21 protein-coding genes are annotated in these 23,182 nt (G+C 65.4%); 9 read left to right on the plus strand and 12 right to left on the minus strand.

Going from position 1 to position 23,182, the window contains the following annotated elements:
- Nucleotides 1-176: 176 nt before the first annotated feature.
- The 3 genes from AC0L2J_RS01260 to AC0L2J_RS01270 all read right to left on the minus strand — a co-directional run bounded on the left by AC0L2J_RS01260 (nucleotide 177) and on the right by AC0L2J_RS01270 (nucleotide 1,927).
- On the minus strand, nucleotides 177-524 hold the full coding sequence (locus tag AC0L2J_RS01260; RefSeq protein WP_473386682.1) for a hypothetical protein: 348 nt from the start codon (nucleotides 522-524) through the stop codon (nucleotides 177-179).
- A 159-nt stretch (nucleotides 525-683) separates the two neighbouring features.
- The gene (locus AC0L2J_RS01265; protein ID WP_063993509.1) at nucleotides 684-920 is read right to left on the minus strand and encodes a hypothetical protein; all 237 of its coding nucleotides are present in this window, start codon (nucleotides 918-920) and stop codon (nucleotides 684-686) included.
- 200 nt (nucleotides 921-1,120) lie between these two features.
- Nucleotides 1,121-1,927, minus strand: coding sequence for a hypothetical protein (locus AC0L2J_RS01270; RefSeq protein ID WP_007607015.1), 807 nt, complete (start codon nucleotides 1,925-1,927; stop codon nucleotides 1,121-1,123).
- A 228-nt stretch (nucleotides 1,928-2,155) separates the two neighbouring features.
- On the opposite strand from AC0L2J_RS01270, the gene AC0L2J_RS01275 reads away from it, so the two are divergent.
- Nucleotides 2,156-2,449: an antibiotic biosynthesis monooxygenase gene (locus tag AC0L2J_RS01275; protein ID WP_007607017.1), complete on the plus strand. Its 294-nt coding sequence runs from the start codon at nucleotides 2,156-2,158 to the stop codon at nucleotides 2,447-2,449.
- Nucleotides 2,450-2,656: 207 nt separating this feature from the next.
- On the opposite strand, the gene AC0L2J_RS01280 is transcribed toward AC0L2J_RS01275, so the two are convergent.
- Nucleotides 2,657-4,102 (minus strand): helix-turn-helix domain-containing protein, encoded by a 1,446-nt coding sequence (locus AC0L2J_RS01280; protein ID WP_007595129.1) that lies wholly within the window; start codon nucleotides 4,100-4,102, stop codon nucleotides 2,657-2,659.
- A 231-nt stretch (nucleotides 4,103-4,333) separates the two neighbouring features.
- Here AC0L2J_RS01280 and AC0L2J_RS01285 point away from each other — a divergent pair, with 231 nt between their 5' ends.
- From AC0L2J_RS01285 to AC0L2J_RS01295, 3 genes are all read left to right on the plus strand, one after another.
- On the plus strand, nucleotides 4,334-5,965 hold the full coding sequence (locus tag AC0L2J_RS01285; protein ID WP_473249330.1) for an isocitrate lyase: 1,632 nt from the start codon (nucleotides 4,334-4,336) through the stop codon (nucleotides 5,963-5,965).
- Between the two features lie 30 nt (nucleotides 5,966-5,995).
- Entirely contained in the window at nucleotides 5,996-6,202 is a 207-nt protein-coding gene (locus tag AC0L2J_RS01290) for a DUF4170 domain-containing protein (RefSeq protein ID WP_007595122.1), read from the plus strand.
- Between the two features lie 197 nt (nucleotides 6,203-6,399).
- Nucleotides 6,400-6,954, plus strand: a complete 555-nt coding sequence (locus AC0L2J_RS01295) for a hypothetical protein (protein WP_473386685.1) — start codon at nucleotides 6,400-6,402, stop codon at nucleotides 6,952-6,954.
- Nucleotides 6,955-6,986: 32 nt separating this feature from the next.
- On the opposite strand, the gene AC0L2J_RS01300 is transcribed toward AC0L2J_RS01295, so the two are convergent.
- The gene (locus AC0L2J_RS01300) at nucleotides 6,987-7,868 is read right to left on the minus strand and encodes a metallophosphoesterase family protein (RefSeq protein WP_473386687.1); all 882 of its coding nucleotides are present in this window, start codon (nucleotides 7,866-7,868) and stop codon (nucleotides 6,987-6,989) included.
- Between the two features lie 80 nt (nucleotides 7,869-7,948).
- Here AC0L2J_RS01300 and AC0L2J_RS01305 point away from each other — a divergent pair, with 80 nt between their 5' ends.
- The 5 genes from AC0L2J_RS01305 (at nucleotide 7,949) to AC0L2J_RS01325 (ending at nucleotide 11,937) form a co-directional block, all read left to right on the plus strand.
- Nucleotides 7,949-8,440 carry an NUDIX domain-containing protein gene (locus tag AC0L2J_RS01305; RefSeq protein WP_007607028.1) on the plus strand — a complete coding sequence of 164 codons (492 nt, stop codon included), beginning with the start codon at nucleotides 7,949-7,951 and terminating at the stop codon, nucleotides 8,438-8,440.
- A gap of 62 nt (nucleotides 8,441-8,502) precedes the next feature.
- The gene (locus AC0L2J_RS01310) at nucleotides 8,503-9,450 is read left to right on the plus strand and encodes a glycosyltransferase family 2 protein (RefSeq protein ID WP_473386690.1); all 948 of its coding nucleotides are present in this window, start codon (nucleotides 8,503-8,505) and stop codon (nucleotides 9,448-9,450) included.
- A 67-nt stretch (nucleotides 9,451-9,517) separates the two neighbouring features.
- Complete coding sequence (locus tag AC0L2J_RS01315) at nucleotides 9,518-10,033, plus strand: GNAT family N-acetyltransferase (protein WP_473249335.1); 516 nt, start codon at nucleotides 9,518-9,520, stop codon at nucleotides 10,031-10,033.
- 37 nt (nucleotides 10,034-10,070) lie between these two features.
- Nucleotides 10,071-10,748: a methyltransferase domain-containing protein gene (locus AC0L2J_RS01320; RefSeq protein ID WP_473386693.1), complete on the plus strand. Its 678-nt coding sequence runs from the start codon at nucleotides 10,071-10,073 to the stop codon at nucleotides 10,746-10,748.
- A gap of 31 nt (nucleotides 10,749-10,779) precedes the next feature.
- Nucleotides 10,780-11,937, plus strand: coding sequence for a hypothetical protein (locus AC0L2J_RS01325; protein ID WP_231171094.1), 1,158 nt, complete (start codon nucleotides 10,780-10,782; stop codon nucleotides 11,935-11,937).
- A 22-nt stretch (nucleotides 11,938-11,959) separates the two neighbouring features.
- On the opposite strand, the gene AC0L2J_RS01330 is transcribed toward AC0L2J_RS01325, so the two are convergent.
- The 7 genes from AC0L2J_RS01330 to AC0L2J_RS01360 all read right to left on the minus strand — a co-directional run bounded on the left by AC0L2J_RS01330 (nucleotide 11,960) and on the right by AC0L2J_RS01360 (nucleotide 23,039).
- Nucleotides 11,960-14,347, minus strand: coding sequence for a TonB-dependent receptor (locus tag AC0L2J_RS01330; RefSeq protein WP_473386696.1), 2,388 nt, complete (start codon nucleotides 14,345-14,347; stop codon nucleotides 11,960-11,962).
- A gap of 148 nt (nucleotides 14,348-14,495) precedes the next feature.
- Nucleotides 14,496-14,900, minus strand: coding sequence for a DUF2946 domain-containing protein (locus tag AC0L2J_RS01335; RefSeq protein ID WP_473386881.1), 405 nt, complete (start codon nucleotides 14,898-14,900; stop codon nucleotides 14,496-14,498).
- A 224-nt stretch (nucleotides 14,901-15,124) separates the two neighbouring features.
- Entirely contained in the window at nucleotides 15,125-16,171 is a 1,047-nt protein-coding gene (locus tag AC0L2J_RS01340; protein WP_473386698.1) for an alpha/beta fold hydrolase, read from the minus strand.
- Nucleotides 16,172-16,215: 44 nt separating this feature from the next.
- Nucleotides 16,216-18,279 carry a hypothetical protein gene (locus AC0L2J_RS01345; RefSeq protein ID WP_473386700.1) on the minus strand — a complete coding sequence of 688 codons (2,064 nt, stop codon included), beginning with the start codon at nucleotides 18,277-18,279 and terminating at the stop codon, nucleotides 16,216-16,218.
- A 7-nt stretch (nucleotides 18,280-18,286) separates the two neighbouring features.
- Entirely contained in the window at nucleotides 18,287-21,100 is a 2,814-nt protein-coding gene (locus AC0L2J_RS01350; protein ID WP_473386701.1) for a DUF4159 domain-containing protein, read from the minus strand.
- Complete coding sequence (locus AC0L2J_RS01355; protein ID WP_473386703.1) at nucleotides 21,097-22,041, minus strand: DUF58 domain-containing protein; 945 nt, start codon at nucleotides 22,039-22,041, stop codon at nucleotides 21,097-21,099. Before AC0L2J_RS01355 ends, AC0L2J_RS01350 begins: the two co-directional genes overlap by 4 nt.
- A complete protein-coding gene (locus AC0L2J_RS01360) occupies nucleotides 22,041-23,039 on the minus strand; it encodes an AAA family ATPase (RefSeq protein ID WP_473386704.1) in 999 nt (332 codons plus the stop codon). The genes AC0L2J_RS01355 and AC0L2J_RS01360 overlap by 1 nt, the downstream gene beginning before the upstream one ends.
- Nucleotides 23,040-23,182: the final 143 nt, after the last annotated feature.

Below are 23,182 nucleotides of genomic sequence, written 5' to 3' on the forward strand. Positions count from 1 at the left end.
GCCCGGCCCCACCCCCCCCGGTGGGGGGGGGGGGGGGGCGGCCGCCCCGGGGCCGCCACGGGTGAGGGGTATCTCTCCGCGCTTGAGTCTGCTGCAGTTGGATTCGCGGAAACAACCCCTCATCCGGCGCTTCGCGCCACCTTCTCCCACAAGGGGAGAAGGAAGAAAGTGCGCGCCTACTTCGCCTTCTTGGCTTTGGCCTTCTTGGCCTTCTTCACCGGCTTCTCCTTGGCAGCCTTCTTCTCCACCTTCACTGCGACCGGCGTGCTGGCGGCGATCCGCATCGAGCGCGCGTAGCTGTCGGCGACGTTGTCGGCGGACATCTGCAGGCGCTTGGCGGCGGCAATGGCCTGCTCCATGGTGGCTTTGGCCATCATCTTGAAGCGGTCGCCGGTCTCCTTGCCCTTGGCCTTGGCCGCAAGGCCGTTGAATCGATCCCGGCGCTCCTTGGCGCGGGTCATCAGGCCCGTATGCAGCTGTCTGGCCAGTTGCCGGATCACGACATCCAGGTCGGCGTCCGCCATGTTGTTCTATCCTCTTCGAAAACAGTATCGATGCGGGCGGACTATGCAGATCGGGCCCCACCTTGGCAATTCCCGGCCACGCGTCATCCGCAGCTTCCGGTGACCAAAACAAAAAAGCCGCGCTGTTTGCGCGGCTCTTTATCAGTCGATCCTGGCCGTTCAGTAGTCGTAGCCGGGATGGCCGGGATAGTATTGCCGATTGCAGGCCCTGCGGCCGCGGTCGTAGGCAGCGGCATCGCCATGGGCGAGAGAGCTGACATATTTCAGGCAGCGCACGTAATTGTCGTTACCGAGCCAGTCCAGGCTACCGGCGGCAGCGGGGGAGATCTGGGCGGAGCCCACGAGCGTCGTGACGGTTACAAGGGCGGCGATAGCGGAGAAGGCGAGCTTTGTCATGATGGCATCTTTCCACTTGAGGCTGCCTGATGCAGCCCTCATGAACTTGACGATGCCAGATACGTCATCGGGCGACTGTGCCGTCTGTCACACGGCCTGCCAATTCTCAGCTCGAAAAGACAACTCTCAGCTTGAAAAGAAAACGGGCCGCGTTGTTGACGCGGCCCTGGTGTGTTCGGCGCAGGCGCGCCTTGTCTGTCTTACTTCAGCGAGGCGACCGGGCCGCTCGAGGCTGCCGGATCGGGGTCGAAGCCGAACACGCCGACCAGATATTTGTAATAATCCGGCAACTTCTCCTTGAGCGCCTCGCGCGACTTCGGGTCGTGGAATTCGCTCTTCCCGGCCAGGAAGATGCTGGCGGTCACCGCAAAGAATTCCATGTGATTCTTCAGCGCATAGGATTCCTTGGGCAGGAGATCCTTGGACTTTGCGTAGGCGTAATAGCCGATCACGCCCTTGTTGGCGTAGCCGTCCGGCAACAGCCGCGCGTGGTAGGCGTGCAGCAGCTCGTGCAGCAGCACGGCTTCCTTTTCGTACCGCATCATGTCCGGCCGCAGCATGATCACGCCGAGGCCGGAATCGACCGCGAGGTCGACGGCGTTCGGATTGCTCCAGCGCTGCTTGTTGGGGTCCCAGACCGTCAGCGTGCGGGGAGCGGTGCGCTGGATATCAGGCGTGACCCGGCCGTAGCACGCGGTCGCGGCGCCTTCGTCGAGGCAGGCCAGCTCGCTGGCGATGATCGGGACGGTGCGGAAGAAGCGCAGCACGCGCGGCGAGAGGCCGGCAGCCTCGACCACGTCGATCTGGCTCTTCACATTCTCGGTGAGCTTGTCGACATCCTTGCGGTCGGAATTCTCCGAGAGGTCGAACATGTAGCCGCGGTAGCTCTGGAAGCCCGGCGGTAACGCCTGCGCTGCGCCGGCGGACGCATCGAGCGGCCCGGCATGGGACGGATTGGCAAAGAGCGCGCCGACAACGGTCGCGGTCAGCAGCAACGCAATGCGCATGATGAACCCCCTGATGTCACTTCACGCGGCAGAATAAGCCGCCGTTGTTTGCGAAAAGTGAGTGGGGCGAGACTAAGGCAGCGATGTTGAGGCGTGCTTAATCGATGGTTGCAGATCGCGGAAGTGAATTAGTGCCGGGTTAACCAAGCGTGGATTGTCCGCGCGCTTCGGCGTAGCATGCGATCCGGGTACCAGGCCCCACACCAGATAGCCGGAAGGGAGGATGCCATGTATGCCGCCATCCGTCAGGCCAAGGCGAAAAGCGGGAGCGCCGAAGAGCTGGCGCGCCGTATCAAGGAAGGCGCCGTTCCGATCATCAGCGACGTCGACGGCTTCCGCGCCTATTACGTCGTCTACGCCGGCGACGACACGGTCACGGCGATTTCGATCTTCGACAAGTTCGAGCAGGCGGAGGAGGCGAACAGGCGTGCGATCGCCTGGATCGAGAAGGATCTGGGCGCACTGCTTGCAGGCGACGCCCGCGCCGCCGCGGGGCCGGTGATCGTGCATACGCTGGCGTAGGGATTGGGCGGATTGTTGCTTCCCCGATGTCGTCCTGGCGAAAGCCAGGACCCATTACCCCAGCGAGTCGTTGTGGCACGAGATCGTAGTTACGAATCTTCGCCAAACTCGCTTCCGGGGTAATGGGTCCTGGATCTGCGCTTCGCTTGTCCAGGACGACAGCGGAGTGAATGGCGTGCGCTTGCCACTCAGCGCGCAGCCGTCCCCTTACAACTCCCGTGCATTCGAGAACGCGAACGAGCTCACCCGCCGCGTCGTCTCATCCAGGATCAGCGTGCGCGTGATCGGCGGCTCGGCGCGCTGGGCGCAGTTTTCGCGCTCGCAGAGACGGCAGTTGACGCCGATCGGCGTGCCCTCCGTTTTCTCCAGATCGATCCCGGCAGCGTAGACGAGGCGCGCGGCGTGACGGATCTCGCAGCCGAGGCCGATGGCGAAGCGCGGCTGCGGCAGCGGGTGCGGCGCGACGGGGCGGCGCACCATCTGCGCGATCGAGAAATAGCGCGTGCCGTCCGGCAGCTCGATCACCTGCTTCAGCAGGCGATCAGGCGTGTCGAAGGTCGAGTGCACGTTCCACAACGGACAAGTGCCGCCGAATTTCGAGAACGGGAATGTGCCCGATGAAAATCGCTTCGAGACGTTGCCCGCATTGTCGACACGAAGCAGGAAGAACGGGATGCCGCGCGCGTTCGGCCGCTGCAGGGTGGTGAGCCGATGGCAGACCTGCTCGAAGCCGGAATTGAAGCGCTGCGCCAGCAGATGGATGTCGTAATTCAGCGCTTCCGCCGCGGCCAGGAAAGCCGGGTAGGGCATCATCACGGCGGCCGCAAAGTAGTTGCCGAGCGTGATCCGGAACAGGCGGCGCGGTGTGTCGTCGAGCGGGCCGGCGCGGCCGATGATGGTCTCCAGATGCTGTGCGCATTCAACCAGGCCCAGCTGAAAGGCGAGCTGGAACGCGCGGCCGGGCGGGTCGACCAGCTCGGAGATCAGGAGCTGGCGGCGGTGGCGGTCGAAGCGCCTCAGCGTTTCGCGCATCACGTCCACCGGCATGATGCGGGTCTGGATCGAATGCTTCTCGCGCAGCCGTGCCGCGAGAGCCGCGTAAAGCTCTTCGGCCGGCACGTTCAGTTCGTCGCGCAGAGTCTCCGCGGCCTGCTCGAGTTCCGGAAAGTAGTTGCGGTTGGCCTCGATCAGCTCGCGGACGCGCTCGACCGGATTGGCCTCATAGCGGGTGCCGACGTCGCGATCGGCCATTTGTGCCGCGGCCAGCGTCTCGCCCTGCCGCGCCTCGGTATAGGCCGCATAGAGCCGTTGCAGCGCGTGGGTGACGCCCGGGCAGAGCTCGGCGAGGTCGCGCAGTTCCTGCTTGGGAACGTCGATCTGGCGGAACAGCGGGTCGGAGAAAATCTCGTTGAGTTCGGCGAAGAAGCGGTCCTCGTCGGCGGTCGCGAGGTCGCGCAGGTCGAGGTCGTAGGTTTCGGCCAGCCGCAGCAGGATCTGCGCGGTCACCGGACGCTGGTTGCGCTCGATCAGATTGACATAGCTCGGCGAGATCCCGAGCCCCTCGGCGATCTGGGTCTGCGACAGCCCCAATTGCTGTCGGATGCGCCGGAAGCGCGGGCCGACAAAGAGCTTCTTGCTGGAACCGGCGGGCATTTTCAGGTCTCCAGAAGAGGGCATCAAGGACAGCCTTGCTGACCTGTTTAATTTACAAGATTTACAAAGTGACATCTATTACAAGTACCGATGTTACATGACATCACCATTCAAATACAAGCCTACTGTACGAGCTGAGCTTTCTCGCGTTTAGCTTCTGACACGCATCTCGCAATGCATTGTCAAGAATGTCGATGGCTGGTCGCCATCGCCGGTGAAAGGATCAGGCACATGAATTACCAGCCCCGCGGCATCAGCACCCTCCAGGCCCCCGCCTCGTATCAAAGTGAGGTCGAGGCGGCCCGGTCGCTCCTGGAGACCCAGCCGACCTGGAACGGGGTGTCGGCCGAGGCCGTCGCCCGCATGCGCCTGCAGAACCGCTTCAAGACCGGCCTCGACGTCGCCCGCTACACCGCGGCGCTGATGCGGGCCGACATGGCCGCCTATGACGGCGATCCCACCAAGTACACGCAGTCGCTGGGCTGCTGGCACGGCTTCATCGCCCAGCAGAAGCTGATCTCGGTCAAGAAGCACTTTGGCAAGACCGATCGCACCTATTTGTATCTGTCCGGCTGGATGATCGCGGCGTTGCGCTCCGAGTTCGGCCCGCTGCCCGACCAGTCGATGCACGAGAAGACCTCGGTGCCGGCGCTGATCGAAGAACTCTACACCTTCCTGCGTCAGGCCGATTCGCGCGAGCTGAACGATATCTTCCGCAACCTCGATAAGGCCCGCAAGGAAGGCGACAAGACCCGGGAGAAGGAGTTGATCGAGAAGATCGACAACTTCCAGACCCATGTCGTGCCCGTCATCGCCGACATCGACGCCGGCTTCGGCAATGCGGAGGCGACCTATCTGCTCGCCAAGAAGATGATCGAGGCGGGTGCCTGCGCGCTCCAGATCGAGAACCAGGTCTCGGACGAGAAGCAGTGCGGCCACCAGGACGGCAAGGTGACCGTGCCGCACGAGGTGTTCCTGGCCAAGATCCGGGCCTGCCGCCACGCCTTCCTCGAACTCGGCGTCGAAGACGGCATCGTCGTGACCCGCACCGACTCGCTCGGTGCCGGCCTGACCCAGCAGATCGCGGTCAGCCACAAGCCCGGCGACCTCGGCGACCAGTACAACAGCTTCCTGGATTGCGAGGAAGTGACGGCGGAGAACGCCCGCAATGGCGACGTCATCATCAACCGCAACGGCAAGATGATGCGTCCGAAGCGGCTGCCCTCCAATCTGTATCAGTTCCGCCCGGGCACCGGCGAAGACCGTTGCGTGCTGGACTGCATCACCTCGCTGCAGAACGGCGCCGACCTGCTCTGGATCGAAACCGAGAAGCCGCATATCGAGCAGATCGCCAAGATGGTCGACCGGATCCGCAAGGTGGTTCCGAACGCCAAGCTCGCCTACAACAACTCGCCCTCGTTCAACTGGACCCTCAACTTCCGTTGGCAGGTCTACGACGCGATGAAGGAAGCGGGCAAGGACGTCAGCAAGTACAATCGTGCCGAGCTGATGAAGCCGGAATACGACGATACGCCGCTGGCGAAGGAAGCCGACGAGCGCATCCGTACCTTCCAGGCGGATTCGGCCAAGCGTGCCGGCATCTTCCACCACCTGATCACGTTGCCGACCTACCACACGGCGGCGCTCTCGACCGACAATCTGGCGAAGGAATATTTCGGCGACCAGGGCATGCTCGGCTATGTCAAGAACGTCCAGCGCGCCGAGATCCGTCAGGGTATCGCCTGCGCCAAGCATCAGAACATGGCGGGCTCCGACATCGGCGACGACCACAAGGAATACTTCGCCGGCGAGGCTGCCCTGAAGGCGGGCGGCGCCCACAACACGATGAACCAGTTCGGCTAACGCATCACGCTAATCGACAGGAGACTGACAATGACCAACAGCAATTTCTGGGTGATCGGTGGCGAGTTCGGTTCGATGAACTTCCACAAGCTGGTGGAAGGTTCGGCCCAGGTGCAGGGTCCGTTCAAGACCCGCAAGGAAGCCGAGGACGCCTGGCGCTCGGTCTCGGAAGAGAACCGCCACAAGGCCGGCGTCCGCTTCTCGATCGTGGAAGAGCCGTCGCGGGTCTCGGCGTGAAATCTGACTAACATGCCAATCTGAATAAGAAGACGTCCAAGGACGGAGGGTCCCATCCGGCGCAAGCCGGGTGGGACCGTCTGTTTTTGGCACAGGTGAAAGATTTGTGGGCGCCGTAAGTCACTGGAATTGTAGGCCCTTTGCGGACACTTTGGTTGCTGATAGGTTAATCCCGCCAAGTGAGGACGAGGCCGCCAATGTCAGAGCCCGAGACCAGCGGGATCCATCCCAGCCAGCCGCGCCCGGTGCGGCTGCGCGATGCGTTGTTGCGCGCGCGGATCGAGGCCGCCGACCGGACCGGCGTCGTCGTCGATTTGCGCGATGCCGAGGTGGCGCGGCTCGAGATCCTCAACGATTCGCTCGATCCCCTGTTCGCGCAGGTGCCGGACCAGATCGACCTGTTCGATCGCGGCATCAGCCAGGGCGATACGCCCAGGCTCTGGATCGATGTCGTCGCGCACATCGTGATGGGGCGCGACAAGCGGATGTACCGGTTCGTGCAGGACACCCGCTTCGGCCGCATCGTGCTCGCCGAATCGCACGACACCGCTGTCATCGTCGAGGCCGTGACCGACTACGTCGCGCGCCGCATGATCGAGCGCGAGCATGCGATGGTGGTCCCGCCCGAGCCGAAGCCCGAGGTCGCACCGCCGCGGCGCCGCTCGCGCCTCTGGCCGTTCGCGTTCGGATTTTTGCTCGGCGCCGCCGCGCTGTTCGGCGTTGCCGTGCTCGCGGCCCTGCGCAGCTGGTGACCTCTCGTAGCCCGCAATGACGGCGAACTAAATTAGATCAACTTCACATGCTTGATCTGCCCGATCTGAAGTCCAGTTCCCACGCTCCGCACCGTCTGCTCGCAACGCCAGCCGGTGTTGTCCTTCTCGATCGTGAACAGATTGTAGGCCGCAGCCGGTGTGTGCCCGTGCGCGAGCGACGAGGCCGAGGGCACGCCGATTGCGGGAATGTTGCCGTTGGGGCCTTCGAACCACATCGTCGAATGAATGTGGTCGTGTCCGTGCAGGATCAGCTCGACGCCGTGGCGTTTCAAAAGCGTCAGCAGTTCGGCCGAGTCGGTCATGCGCTTGTGGCGCGCGCCGGACTTCAGCGGATGATGCACCAGCAGCACGCGAAAGACGTCCTCGGCCGCGAGCCGTTCGAGCACCTCTTCGAGCGACGCGAGCTGCTCGCGTCCGAGCGTGCCTGTCGCCATCAACGGCAAGGTGGGCACCGCCGTGGACAGGCTGATCAGCGCGAGCGGCCCGCGCCGGCGCAGGCTCGGAAAGCCGATACGGCCGTCGTCCCCTGCAAGATAGGGCGCGAAGGTTTCGCCGAAGCGATGAGAGGTGGCGCGAACATAAGCGTCGTGATTACCGGGAATGGTGGTGACGCGATCGGGCGGGCCGACGCCGTCCAGCCAGGCGCGCGCCGGCGCGAATTCCGCCTCCAGCGCCAGATTGACGAGATCGCCCGTGACCGCGATGTGGTCGGGAGCTTGCGCCTTCACGTCGGCGACGAGTGCGTCGAGCACCTCGCGGCGCTGGTACTTGTGACGGTTGCGCGTCCAGTTCACGTAGCCGAACGCGCGCTTGCCCGCGAGCTCGATCCACCGCGGCTTCGGCAGCGGCGGCAGATGCGGGTCGGACAGATGGGCGAGCGTGAAGGGGGCCATGGGGGGCGATTGCCTCGCTATTCGCCCGCTGTAATGGCAAGGTCGCAGGCCCGGTGCAAGCGGGGCATCAAGGGAGTCCGATGGCGGAAGGTCTGAACAGCGTCCGACGCAGATTCGAGCCGCTGCTGCGGCGAATCTTCCACGCCTATTTCCTGCTGGTCCGCGGCATGACGCTCGGCGTCCGCGCCGTGGTGCTGGATGCCGACACCAGGGTGTTCCTGGTCAGGCACAGCTACGTCACGGGTTGGTATCTGCCCGGCGGCGGCGTCGATCTCGGCGAGACCATGGAGCAGGCGCTGCGGCGCGAGCTCAAGGAGGAGGGGGATATCGATCTCACCGGCGATGCCGTGCTGCACGGCATCTTCCTCAACAGTCACGTCTCCCGCCGCGACCATGTCGCGGTCTACGTCGTCAGGCAGTTCAAGCAGGATCGCCTGCCCGCGCCCAACCGCGAGATCGCCGAGTGCGGGTTCTTCGCGGTCACCGCGCTGCCCGAGGGGACCACGCCCGGCACGCGGCTGCGGATCGCGGAAGTCCTTCACGACAGGCCGCGGATTGCGACGTGGCGATGATGGCTGCCTGTGCTAGTAAATCGCCGCGCTTGCGGTGTCGGCGCATGGACGAGGGATGAAGATTGTCTCAATCGACGAGGTCATGGCCATTTCGGGTCGCCGTGCTGGTGCCCTGCTACAATGAGGAAGCCGCCGTCGCGACGGTCGTCGCCGATTTCCGCAAGGCACTGCCTGCGGCCGAGGTCTACGTGTACGACAACAACTCAACCGACCGCACCGCGGCGGTCGCGCGCGAGGCCGGAGCGATCGTGCGCAGCGAACGGCGCCAGGGCAAAGGCCACGTCGTGCGCCGCATGTTCGCGGACATCGAGGCCGACATCTACGTGCTCGTCGATGGCGATGCGACCTACGACGCGCCGAGCGCATCGCGCATGATCGATCAGCTCATCGATGAGCATCTGGATATGGTTGTCGGTCTGCGTATCGATCAATCGCAAGCCGCCTACCGGCGCGGTCATCGCATAGGCAATCGGCTGTTCACCGGTTTCCTGGCATCGACCTTCGGCCACGCCTTCAAGGACATCCTGTCCGGTTACCGCGTGTTCTCGCGCCGCTTCGTCAAGTCGTTCCCGGTCCTGTCCGGCGGTTTCGAGATCGAGACCGAGTTCGCGGTCTATGCGCTGGAATTGTCGCTGCCGGTCGCCGAGGTCGAGACGCCCTATTACGCGCGCCCGGAAGGCTCCTTCTCCAAGCTCAATACCTGGCAGGACGGGTTGCGCATTTTCAACACGATGCTGAAGCTCAACCGGTCGGAGCGGCCGCTGCGCTTCTTTTCGGCGATCGGCATCGTCCTCGCACTGCTGTCGATCGCTTTCGGGCTGCCCGTGGTGATCACCTTCCTCGAGACCGGCCTCGTCCCGCGCCTGCCGACCGCCGTGCTCTCCATGGGGCTGATGATCATGGCGCTGCTTTCGGCTTCGTCGGGGCTCGTGCTCGACACCGTGACGCGCGGCCGGCGGGAAATGAAGATGCTCGCCTACCTATCCCAACCGCCGCTCGGGCGGACCTGAAATTGCCTCCGGGGCCGGGCGCAATCGTATGGACCGCTGCCCTCCAAGGTGATATCCCGCCGACGCGATGAACGATCTCTCCCTCACCATCCGGTCGGAAGCCGCCGGCGATGCTCAGGCAATCGAGCGGCTGCACGAACGCACCTTCGGACCCGGCCGCTTCGTGCTCAGCGCGTACCGCATCCGCGAGCATGTGGATCATGTGCTCGATCTCTCCTTCACCGCCCGCGTCGGTACGTTGCTGGTCGGATCCGTCCGGCAATTGCCGATCTGCGTCGGCGACACGCCGGCACTGCTGCTCGGGCCCTTGACGGTCGAGCCTCCGTTCCGCAGCCGCGGCGTCGGCCGGCTGCTGCTCGAGCGCGCGCTGAAGGATGCGAAGGCGCAGGGCCATCGCCTGGTGCTGCTGGTCGGCGACGAGCCCTATTACAGCCGCGTCGGCTTCAAGCAGGTCGCCAAGGGCCGCGTCACGATGCCAGGCCCGGTTGACTACAACCGGCTCCTCGTCATCGAGCTGGTCGAGGGCGCGTTCGAAGGTGTGTCGGGGCCGGTCGGTCCCGACTGGAGCAAGACGCGAACCTGACGCGCCATCGCTTCGAAGCTCACATGAAGGTAGGGCAGTGCCGGTCGATCAGCAATATTACCGGGAAGTGGCGTCCGGGAGCACGGCGGAAAAGCTGTTGATCGCGGCGCGCGACCGCATTTTCCAGGATTTCATCGCCCGGATGCAGCCGTCTGCGGCGGACGAGATCCTGGATGTCGGCGTGTCCGACGTGATTAACGACGGCGCAAACGTGCTGGAGCGAAGCTACCCGCATCAGCACAAGATCACGGCCTGCGGGCTCGGCGAAGGAATAGGATTCAAGGCGGCTTTTCCGCGTTGCCGTTACGTGCAGATCGAACCGAATACAGGGCTGCCGTTCGACGACAATGCGTTCGATGTCGCGACGTCCAATGCCGTGCTCGAGCATGCCGGCAGCCATGGCAATCAGGTGCTCCTGGTCGCGGAGCTTTGCCGCGTCGCGCGGCGGGTGTTCATCACGGTGCCCAACAGGTTCTTTCCGGTCGAGCACCACACGGCCATCCCGCTGGCGCATTATCTGGACGGCACCTTCAGGATCGCCTGCACGATCGCCGGCAAGTCGGAATGGACCGACGAGCAGAACCTGATCCTCATGACGCGAAAACGGCTGCTGGGGCTCGCCGCCAAGTCTTCCATCTCTAAGTCAGCGACGGTGGGCTACACCGGTTTGTCGCTCGGCCCGCTATCGTCCAATCTCTATCTTGCATTCCGCTGAAGCAGCGACCTCCCGCCCCAGCATGATCCCGATGAAGAAAATCCACACCAGCAAAGCCGTATTCGCCGTGTTGTTTCTCGCGGTGCTGGTCGGCCATTTCTGGACCATGATGCGATGGAACGAGGCTCGCGGCGTCTATGACGACATCTGCTACCTCAGGCAGGCGCATCTGTTCCAGCGGTTCGGACCGGTGGAGGGCTTCGACACCAGCCTCACCCGCGACGACGATGGCTATCAGAAAGCAAAGCTGAAGGAGATCGGCTACCCGGACTGGAACGATACGAGTGCTGCGCCCTGTCACAATCTGATGCCGGCCACGGGGAAGGTCGTCATTCAATACCCGCCGGGTGTCGGCCTTGTGTTGGCGTTGTTTCCGCCGGGTCACCAGGTGGTGCCCATGTACATGCTGGCGACCGTTGTCGTCCTCGGCTTGGCGCTGTTTGCGCTTTCTCTCGCGCGCAGCATGAGGTCGGTCTTGATGGCCGGGACTTTCGGCTGTCTTGCGATCTACCTGATGGTCAATCCGGTCAAGGCGAGCTATTCGATGGCCCCGACCGTCGTCGTGTGCGCGCTCGCTGGATGTCTCACGGCGCGATGGCTGGCGGGCCCACGATTTCAACCGAATATCTGGCTGCTGGCGCCGATCGGTTTTCTGCTCGGATTGACCGTCGATTTTCGGTTGGCAAATCTCTTCCTGGCGTCCGGCTACGGCGTGCTTCTCCTCGTCGCGTTCCTTGCGGAACGGACGATGTCCCGGTTCTTGCAGGGGGCCGTGTTCGGCGTCGCATTGCTGGCCGGCGTGATGCCGACCATCGTCTCTTACGCCGTCAACGCCGGCAGTCCGTTCGCGTCGACCTACGGCAACAACCCCGATGTCAGGCCGCTGGATTTTTCGTTCGTGGTGGTCCGGGACTATCTCGCCGACCCGCTCCAGACCCTGCTGATCGTGGTCGGAATTGCAGGCTCGATCTGGCTGTTGCGGCAGGCGAACGGCACGCGTCGCGTCGCGCTGCTCACGATGGCCAATCTGGCGCTCAACCTCGCCTTCTTCTTCACCTATCCGATCGCGACGCCATATTACACGATCCCCATTTCTCTCCTGACATTGTGGACCCTGCTGTTTGCCGTGCTGTTTCAGGAGGCGGCAGAGGACGCCCCTGAAGCAGCAGCTTTGGCCAACGCGCGATGAAGTTCGGCCAGCTATCGCGCTTTCAGAACTTGAAGTTCGCAAAGGCCCGCACGCCGATGCCGGGCATCAACACCTCGTCCTTGGTGTACGACACCGAATTGCGGATGTTTTCGTTCAACAGATTGTTGCCGACGAGGCCGAGCAGCATCTCGCGCGCGCCGAATGCATTCGGGTTGAGCTTGGTCTTGTAGCTGACCTCGGCCTTCAGCAAATTGTAGCCTGCCGTCGGCGTCTCCGCGATCACGGCGACGTCGTTATGAGCGAATGCGTGCAACAGGTTGATGCGGGCAAGCCAGTTGTCGTCGCGCCAGAACACGCCGCCGCCCAGCCGCACCGGCGGAATGCGCGGCACATTGGTGCCGTCGGTGAAGGTGGCCCGGACCAGGTCGAACTGGTTCTCGATGCCCCAGATGCCGCCCTGGAATGCACCGACGTCGAGCTGCGACTGGAATTCGCCGCCGCGGAAGTTGGCATTGCGTTGTGAGTAGACCGCCTGGTTCAGCTCTGCATCGGGCGCGCCGCAGGAGGCAAAATCGCCGTCGCACATCACGCCGGTAAGGCGGCGATAGATGAAATTGTCGAAGTGCGTGTAATAGGCGGTCGCCTCGAACCGGAATGGTCCGGTCGCCTTGCGCAAGCCGATTTCGACCGACTTCGCGGTCTCGATGGTGAGGTTCGGATTGCCGATGTCGAAGGTCGCGGTCGCATCATGGCCGCCGCGCGAGAACAGTTCGGCGGGCTTGGGCGCACGCTCGACATATTGCGCGGTGATGCTGCCGACCATGCCGCCCGGCAGGTCTTGCAGCAAGCCGATGCTGCCGCTCTTCGGCGTGAACGACGGATTGCGGACGGCGCTCGTTTGCGGCGTACCGTCGGGCAGGAAGTCTGTGGGGAAATCGGGCGTCGACCCGTGCAGTTCGACATGTTCGATCCGGCCCGCGATCTGCGCCCTGGTCTGTTCGGTGAATTTGAACTCGTTGAAGACGTAACCCGCGACCCGGTAGTTCCGGTTCGGGTCCCACAATCCATTGAATAGCGCGCCGGGATCATCCGGGCTTGGCGCGGTCAGCTCCTGGTGGCCCGCCTGGAAGCCGAACGCCGTCGTCACCTCGGCGAAGCGCGCGTTGAACGGCATCAGCTGCACTTCGGTGCGGAGCTCCTGCTCCTTGTTGGTGAAGGTCTGCCGCACGCCATCCGTCGTCGGGTCGGTCGTGTCCGCGAGCCCGATCTCGTTGTGCCTGTAGTCCGTCGCGCCGGCCCAGAAACGGACCGCATCGATCGCGGCGGCGTCGGGATGGTACTCGCCCTTGACGTTGATCTTGGTCTGGTGGCCGTCGATCCGCGTGTTGTGGTCGGCGCCGTCGATGCCGGGGATGTGGTAGAGCGCGTCGTTCTGCGTGATCGCCGCACCGATATAGCCTCCCTGGAAAAAGTAGGAGCCGCCGATCGAGGCGCCGTCCGAGCGCGTCGCCGAATTGGGCTGGCGGCCGTTGGCGACGGTCCGCGTCTGATCATTCAGATACGGGTAGCTCGGAATGCTGTAATCGGTGGTGTTGCGGCCGTAGACGTCGGCATGGAAGGCAAAATTGCCGCCGCCGGTGTCGAGCAGCACGCCGCTCTCGACGCCGCGATCGACCGAGCTGAACGCGCTGCGCGTTTCAGCGGTGACGCAAGGCGACGTCGCGGCGCTCGCGAGCGGCGCCTTGGTGGGCATGCCGTAGGCCTGGAACGATGGCGCGCAGGAGGGCAGCGCGTCCGGAATGCGGTTGTTGGTGGCGCTGACGACGCCGCCGATCGAGGTCGAGCCGTAGCGCAGCGCAGCCGGCCCGCGCACCACTTCGACCTGGTTGGTCGCGAGCGGATCGATCGGGACGAAATGGTCCTCGCCGAGATCGGAGGCGCCGCCGGCATTGGTGCCGTTCTCGACGATGCCGACGCGGTTGACGTCGAGCCCCCGGATGATCGGCCGGCTGGAGGCGCCGGGCGCGAAGCTCGAGCCGGTGATGCCGGGTTTCGAGAACAGGAGGTCGCCGAGCTGGCCGCCGCCCTCGCGGCGGATCTCCTCGTTCGGCACCACCGTGACCGTCGCGAACTGGTTGGTCACGATGGGCAGCACGCCCTGCTGAGGTGCGGCGGCGGTAGCCGCTGCCGCCGGCGTGGCTTCCGCCGCGGGCTGGCGGCTGCGCGATCGTCCGGTGTGGGCGACGCGGACCGGGCTGCGGGTCGGCACCACGGCTCTACGCACGATCGGGCTTGGCGCCGTCACGGTGACGGCAGGGATTTCCGTCGACGACTTATCCTGCGAAGGCTGTTGTACAGGTTCTTGGGCGAGCGCGGATGTGGCGGCGGCGCCGAGCAGGAGCAGGCTTGCTCCGGCGAGATGCTGCACGCGTCGCAATTCAAATGACATGGTCTTGATTCCAGTCAGGCGCCGTCCGCATGATGGTCTGCTGATCGGCGGCGGCCTGCCGTCGCTGCACGACGGAATTCGACTTCAACTGCTCCCGGGTACGCGCCTGAAAGCGGCGAGCCCGAGCGTGATCAAGCGTTGTTGGAAGTCAGGACGCGGGAGGGGCGCGGGGCTGGAATGCCGTGCCGGCCGATTTCAGGTGGACGAATTCGGCGTCGGTGGTGCGGTAGAGCAGCTCGATCGCCTGCGGCAGCAACAACACAGGCGGCGCCGCGAACATGACGGTGCCGGCCATCGCGACCAATGCGCAGATCGCGCAATTGTCCTCGCCCGGGTGCTCCCGGTCGGGAGCCCGCGGCGATTGCCGCTCGACCGCGGCGCGGTCGATCGAAGCCAGTCCTTGGTTGCTGTCGGTCTGCTGCAGCGAGGACTGGGCGAGGGGAGCGGCCTGGGCGAACCAGTGGCTGTGGCCGAACGTCAGCGCGAACTGCACCAGCATCGCGAAGATCGCGAGCCGGGCGCCGTGCCTGATATTCGACCGGAACCACTTCATCTGGAAACGCCACCCCACATCGCGAGGGATCATCCCCTGATCCTGCGATGTTATAGTGTAACATCGCCCGATCGGTCAGTGGATGTCAACCGCTGTCAAGCCGACCCGAGCGGGCCGGCTCCTCGCTGTGTCGTGCGGGCAACTGAAAGATCTAGGCTGAGGACCTATCGAATGGCTTACGGGGACGCGATTGATTGACTCAGTGCCAGCGCGAGGAGGCGGCATCAGATGTTTTTGCTCCGGAGCCAGGTGCGGATGGCCTCGATGAGTTCTGCCTTGCGCTCCAGCGGCAGCCAATGCCCCGCGGGCAGGCTCGTCACGGTCAGGTCCGGGCAGGCGGCCCGCATCGGGTCACCTTGGCGATTTCCGGTGATGCTGCAGATCTGATCAAAGTCGCCGTTAACGAACAGCACCGGCTGCGACAGGCGGCCGCCACTGGGTGCCTTGCGCGCATAGGCGATGTTGGCGTCGTCGTTCAGGTACCACGCGCAGGATGGGCGGAAGCCATGATCCTTGAACGTCTGCACCAGCACCTCGAAGTCCGCCGGCGGCCAGAGAGCCGGATCAGGCTCAGTCGGCGGGGCGCGGTGCGCGGCGCCAAAGCGCCCTCCATTGCGCGTGACCATCGCATTCGGCGAAACCTTGCCGATGCCGGCGGGGTCGCCTGGCCGAAAGATCGACGCCAGCGATGCTGCCAAATCTGCATCGAGATCGGCGACTGCCGCCTCGAAGTGCGTGGCGTAGTAACGGTAGTAATCCCATTGGCCATCCGGATATTGGTCAAGCGGATAGATCGTTCGGTCGACCAGCGGGACGACTGTGCGCAGGGCGTGCCCGTCGGGTTGATACGCCAGCGAGGTCAGCACGACTCCGCGGCTGCGCTTGGGCTGATGCGCGACCAACTCACCGACCACAACACAGCCCCAGTCGTGGCCAACCCAGATCGCAGGCTTGCCGCCAAGGTGATCATGGAGTTCGGCCATGTCCGTCACGATTTTCTCGATGGTATAGGCGTCGTTGGCTGCAGGGGTGGAAGAGCCGCCGTAGCCGCGCAGATCGGGAGCGACGCAGTGCCACCCGTCGGCGGCAAACGCCTCCATCTGCGCGCGCCACATCAAACTGATGCTCGGCCAGCCATGGACGAAGATCATCAACGGTCCGTCTGCCGGCCCGCACTGGATGTAGCGCGTTGTCTGACGAGGCGAGCTGAACGTGCGCTGGTCGAGCGTTCGTTCGGCTCCAGAACCGATCGGTTGAAGTGGGTCTGTCATGATCGAGTAACTCCGCGTGAAGCGAAGGGAGGCGCGTGAGCCGCCTAGCGCCCTTCGCGCATCCACGTCGCAGCAAACGCGCCAAGCAGCAGCAGCAACCCGATCAGGCCGGCAAAGATCGGCAGCACGCCGACGCCCCTCACGACGCTGGCGTCGCGCATCCGCACGCCCATCCAGCCGTCACCGTGGAAGACGCTCGCCGAGCGGACCGGCAGGATGCGCGGCAGCTCGACGCTGGCGCCGTCGACCACCCGCACGGCGTCACCGCCGGTGGCCTGGGTCAGCGGCTTCAACGTCTCGGTGGTGGAGGTGACTTCCGAAAACTCCTTCGGATTGGTCGGGCCGACATTGATCAGCGCCTTCAGCGTGCCGTCGGTGGCTTGCCACAGGCCGAGCTCGCTCGCCGGCAGGCTAGCGCGCCATTCGCCGGGATCGCCGGCTGCAAGCGTCAGGTCGCGCGACACGCCCGACGGCGAGGTCACGCTCACCGGCTGAACGCTGTCCGCCATGGTCTGGCGCACCACCACGAGATTCTTGCCCTGCACCTGCAGGCGCAACGCTTCCTCGTCCAGATCGGGCTGCTTCATCAGCCAGTGCGACATCCGCCGCAACAGGTCGAGATGCGGGCCGCCGCCTTCATAGCCGCGCGCCCACAGCCAGATGTGGTCGGAGAGCAGCAGCGCCACGCGGCCCTCGCCGAAACGCGACAGGAACAGCAGCGGCTTGCCGTCGACGCCCGTCATGACGGGCGGGTTGACCGCATTGCGGGTATCGACGGTGCGGAAGAACCGGCTCCAGCGCGGCGGCTCGGAGGCCGAACCCTCGAGGCCACGCGTGACGGGATGGCGTTTGCCGACGTCGGACAGATGCGCGTAGAACGGCTTTTCCGTCACCCCGACCGGTTCGGCCGGCAGCACCGAATCCAGCGGCGTGCGCCAGATGCTGGTGTTGGAGGCGTAGTCAGGGCCGGCCGAGACCAGCACCGCGCCGCCGGAACGAACGTAGCGTGCAATGTTGTCGAAATAAGCGATCGGCAGCACGCCCTGGCGGGCATAGCGGTCGAAGATGATCAGCTGGAATTCGTTGATCTTCTGCTGGAACAGCTCGCGGGTCGGAAACGCGATCAGCGACAATTCGTTGATCGGCGTGCCGTCCTGCTTCTCCGGCGGCCGCAGAATGGTGAAGTGGACGAGATCGACGCTGGCATCGGACTTGAGCAGGTTGCGCCAGGTGCGCTCGCCGGAATGCGGCTCGCCCGAGACCAGCAGCACGCGCAGCTTGTCGCGCACACCGTCGATGGCGACGACGGCACGGTTGTTCACCGGCGTCAGTTCCCGCTCGAGCGGCGAGGCCTCGATCTCGACGATGTTCGGCCCGGAATGCTTGATGTCGACATCGACGCTTGCGCTCTGGCCGCTTCCCAGCGTGCGCTCGTTGATGACCTCGCCGTCCCTGCGGACCGTGACCTTGGCGCGCTCGCCGCTGACGCCCTGGTCATCGAGGCGGTAGGTGATGGTCTGGGGCTGCCCGACGATGCCGAAGCGCGGCGCCGCGATGACCGCGATACGGCGGTCGCGCTCGTCTTTTTGCCCGGTGACCAGCGCGTGCACCGGCGCCTGGAAGCCGAGCCCGGCGGCGTTGGCCGGAATGTCGTGAACGCGGCCGTCGGTGATCAGGAAGGCGCCGGCGACGCGGTCGACAGGCACGTCCGACAAGGCCGAGGCCAGCGCGCCGAACAGCTTGGTGCCGTCGGTCTCGCCGTCGGCCTGTCCGGCATCGACGACGCGGACCTCGAGCCCCTTGATCTTCTTCAGGCTGTCGACCAGCGCTTCCTGCGCCTGAGCGGCCTCGCGATTGCGATTGCCGAAATTCTGGCTCGGGCTCTTGTCGACGACGATCGCGGCGACAGAGGTGAGGGGATCGCGGTCCTCGCGGGTGAAGGAGGGATTGGCGAGCGCCAGCAGGAACAGCGCCAACGCGGCCACGCGCACGGCAGCGCCGCGCGCACGTGCCAGCAGCAGCACGAGCGCGATGACGACGATCGCGGCCAGCGCGAGCCACAGGACGATCGTGGGAACCAGCGGCGTGAATGCGATGCCGTAATTCATATAGATCCTATTGCCCCAGCCGTTCGATCAGGGCCGGCGCGTGCACCTGATCGGCCTTGTAGTTGCCGGTCAGCGTGTACATCACAATGTTGGCGCCGGCGCGGTAGGCGAATTCGCGCTGGCGGGGGTCGCCGCCGGTCACCGGCAGCATGGACTGGCCGTCGGGCCGCACGGCCCATGCGCCGGCCAGGTCGTTCGAGGTGATGATGATCGGCGAGACGCCGTCGCCGCCGCGTGCCGGCCGTTGCGCGCCATCGTCGTCGTCGTCACGCGGCAAGGTCTCGACCCAGGTCTGGCCGGTGGTGAAGCGGCCGGGAAAGTCGCGCAACAGAAAGAAGGTCTTGGTCAGCACGTGCTCGCGCGGCACCGGCTCCAGCTCGGGCACGTCGAGCGAGGACAGGATCTCGCGGAGCGTCTGCATGGCGGGGGTCTGCGCGGCGCCGTTCGCGCCGGGCGGCGCTTCGACGGCGTCGCGGGTGTCGAACAGCACGGTGCCGCCCTGCTTCATGTAGACGTCGATCTTGTTGATGGCGTCCCGCGACGGCTTTGGCGCGCCCGGCACGATCGGCCAGTAGATCAGCGGGAAGAAGGCGAGTTCGTCGCGCGCCGGGTCGACGCCGACGGGATCGCCGGCCTCGAGCGCGGTGCGCTGCGCCAGAAACAGCGTCAGTCCCGATAGCCCGGCCCTGACGATGGAATCGACGTCGGCATTGCCGGTCACGACATAGGCGAGGCGGGTCTGCGACACCGCCTTCATCGCGAACTCGTCGGACGCGCTGTCCGCGTGCGACGGCGTCGGCACGAACGAGGCGAGGCCTGCGAACACCAGCCCGAAGACGATCATCGCGGGCGCGGCGCGGCGGCGCAGCAGCGCGGCAAGGCCGCCGCCGAGCACCGCGACGATGATGGCGTCGATCAGGAACAGCGCGAGCGCCGTCGACAGCAGCCAGCCGCGCAAATCCTGCGGTTCGGCATTGGTGTAAGTGGCGCGGCGGGCGCGCAGGCTCGCGGTGTTCAGGGCTGCGATACGGTCGGCGCTGGCAAGCGTGTTCACGGCGAGCGGTCCTTCTGCCGGACCATAGAAGCCTGGCGGATGATCGGGTGTGGCGCGGTCGCGATAATCCGCGGGCAGCGGCTTTGCGGCGGCCGGCGGCGGACCGAAGGCGCCGAAGCCGTCGAGGATATGCAGCGGCGCCACCGTCTCGGCGGTCCCTTCAGTGGCAACGCCTGCCCCCGGCTTGGCGGTATAGCCGGACATGTCGACGACGCGCCGCAGGATTTCAACGAAGGTGCCCGACATCGGCAGATCCGACCAGCGCATGTCGGCGCTGACGTGGAACAGGCTGACCACGCCCTTGCCCCGATGCTCGCCGGTTACCAGCGGCGTGCCGTCTTCCAGCGACGCCCAGCTCTTGGTGGCGAGCACGGCGTCGGGCTCGGCCAGCACCTGGCGGCTGATGGTGACGTCCTTGGGGACCACCACGCCGGCAAACGGACCGTCGGCGGCAAAGGAGGCCAGATGTTGCGGCTTTTCCCAGGTCAGGCTGCCGCCGAGCGTCCGGCCGCCCTTGCGCAGCTTGACTGGGACGAGATCGTCCTCGGCCTGCGCCAGCCGCGGACCGGCGAACCGCACCAGCACGCCGCCCTGGTCGATCCAGGCATTGAGACGCTCGCGGATTTCAGGGGCGATGGTGCCGACATCGGCAAGGATGATCATCGGCAGCTTCTGGTCGAGGAACTGCGTGATGCCCTGCTGCGGCGAGCCCTTGTCGGCAAGCCTCACGTCGGCGAACGGCGCCAGCGCGCGGGTGAGATAGAAGGTCGGCGCCAGCAGCGGCTGCGCGGTCTCGCTGGTCGAGCCCGAGACGATGCCGATGGCGCGGCGGCGCCAGCGCTTGTCGAGCAGCTGCACCGCGCCGGCGGAGCGCTCACCGGCGATTTCCAGCCGCGTGATGTCGTTGCGCAGCTCGACCGGCAGGTCGAACGAAGCTTCGGTTTCCTTGTCCTGCGGGCCGAACGAATAACGGGCCTCGCCGATCGGCGAGGCCTTCTGGTCCAGCGCGCGCACGGTGCCGATGGCGATGCCGCTGTCGGTGCGCAGCACCTTCACCGTCATCCTGGCTGCGGCATTCTCTGCCGCGACCAGCGCCAGGACTGAGGAGGTGCCGCCTTCGAACACGGTCAGGCTGCGATCGCCGATGGTCTTGCCGAGGCCCGTCACGAATTCCTCGCCGCGACCGGTGTCGACGCTGTCGGAGAGCCAGGCGATCTCGCAGTCGCCGGTCGCTTTCAGGAAGCGATCGATGGCGGTCAGGGTCTCGACGCGCTCGATCGAATACGGCTTTGGCGTCAGCTGCCGCAGCGCGACGCGCGCGGCGCCCGCCGGCATCAGGGTGATATCGCGGTTCGGCTCGGACAGCGGCACCAGCGCAATCGCACGGCGGTCGTTCTCGGCACTGGCGATCAACTCGTCGGCGGCCCTGATCCGGATGTCCCAGTTCGATGCCGCGCTCCAGCCGTCGTCGAACATGATCATCAGCGGCGCCTTGCTCGTGGCCGCGCCCGTTTGCGGATTCCAGATCGGGCCGGCGGCGGCGAAAATGACCAGCGCCGCAGCCAGCAGCCGCAATGCGGTCAGCCACCACGGCGTTCGCGACGGGGTCTCTTCGCGCGGTGCGATGTCGAACAGCAGGCGCGTCGGCGGAAACTCGATGCGGCGTGGCCGCGGCGGCATCACGCGCAACAGCCACCACAGCACCGGCAGGCTGACGAGGCCGATCAGGAGCAGCGGTTCGGTGAAGGCGAGCGGCAGTCCCATCATGCGGCGGGCCCCGCCTTGATGGTCGTGGTGCGGGCGCCCGATTTGCTCACCTGCATGCCGGCATGCAGGAACAGCAGCAGCTCAGCGGCAGAGCGGTCGGTGGCGCGGGTCGTGAACAGCCAGTCGAGCTTGTTGGTCTCGGCGCGGATCTGGTCGCGGTGCAGCGCGAGCCGCGTGGTGTAATCCTGCGCCCAGCTCTCGGCGCGGCCGGCGGTGATCACGCCGAATCCCTCGGGCTCGACGAACTCGACGCGGCCGGAATACGGGAATGATTCCTCGGCGGGATCGACGATTTGCACCAGCGTGCCATGCGCACCGGAGCCGGACAGGCCGGCGAGCGTGGTCCTGATCTCGGAGATCGGCGACCAGAAGTCCGACAGCACGATCGTCTCGGCCAGCGCCGCGGGCACGAAGGATGGCGGCAGGCTCAGGCGGTCGGCATCGTCATGCAGCATCGCCTGTGCCATCTTGTCGATGACGCTGCGGCTCGCGGTCGGTGCCATCAGCCCGGGAATGCCGACGCGCTCGCCGCCGGAGACCAGCAGCTCGGCCAGCGCAAAGGCGACGATCAGCGTCCGCTCGAGCTTGGATTCGCGCGCCTGCTTTGAAGCGAAGGCCATCGATGGCGAGCGGTCGGGCCAGATCCAGACTGTGTGCGAGGCTTCCCATTCGAGCTCGCGGACATAGAGAAGATCGTCACGCGCCGAGCGCCGCCAGTCGACGTGCTGCGACGGCTCGCCGGAGACGAAGCGGCGGTACTGCCAGAAATTTTCGCCGGAGCCGGCGCGACGGCGGCCGTGCAGCCCGTGGATGACATTGGCGGCGATACGGCGGGCCTCGAGCACCAGGCGCGGCAGCGAAGCGGCGAGCGTGCGGCTTTCGCCATCGGCACGTCGGATCGCGATGACCTCCTTTGCTGCGTGCCCGTTCTCCGCCGCCATCAACCGATCCGTGTCTTCAATTGCCGGATCACGTCCGGAATCGTGCGGCCTTCGGCGCGCGCCTGGAACGTCAGCGCCATGCGGTGCTTCAGCACGGGCTCGGCGAGGTCGAGCACGTCGTCGATCGAGGGCGCGAGGCGGCCGTCGATCAGCGCGCGTGCGCGCACCGCGAGCATCAGCGATTGGCTGGCGCGCGGGCCCGGTCCCCAGGCGATGAACTTGCTGGTGTCGCCGCCGTCCGGACCCGGACGGGCCGAGCGCACCAGCGACAGGATCGCCTCGACCACGGAATCGCCGACCGGCAGGCGCCGGATCAGTCGCTGCGCGGTGATGAGTGCGTCAGGTGTCATGGCGCCCTTCGCCAGCGTTTCGTCGGCGCCGGTGGTTTCGAACAGGATGCGGCGCTCGGCGTCGCGGTCGGGATAGTCGACGTCGATCTCCATCAGGAAACGGTCGAGCTGGGCTTCAGGCAGCGGATAGGTGCCTTCCTGCTCCAGCGGGTTTTGCGTGGCGAGCACGTGGAACGGCTTCGGCAGATCGTGACGCGCGCCGGCAACGGTGATGTGCTGCTCCTGCATCGCCTGCAGCAGCGCCGACTGCGTGCGCGGGCTGGCGCGGTTGATCTCGTCGGCCATCAGCAGTTGCGCGAACACGGGGCCGGAGATGAAGCGGAAGGCACGCTTGCCGGAGGTGCTCTCGTCGAGCACCTCGGCGCCGAGAATGTCCGAAGGCATCAGATCGGGCGTGAACTGGATGCGCTTGGCATCGAGGCCGAGCGTGACGCCGAGCGTCTCGACCAGCTTGGTCTTGGCGAGGCCGGGGACGCCGATCAACAGCGCATGGCCGCCGGAGAGGATGGTGACCAGCGTGTTCTCGATCACGCGATCCTGACCGAAGATGACGGACGCGATCGCATCCTTTGCCGCGCGAATCTGGCTCGACACCTGCTCGGCCGAACGGACGACACCGTCTTCGAGCTTCTCGACACTCTCCGCCATCCGTTAGCTCCTTCAGCCTGCCATGCGGCTCGCTTGCGTCGTCATGTCATCACGTCCTCAACTCAAGACGCGGGCCCTATGCTAGACTTGCAGGAAGGCCATGTATTCGTTGAATTAACCTATCCCCACCTTATCGGCTTAGG

This window comes from Bradyrhizobium sp. MV1.5, assembly GCF_055807615.1.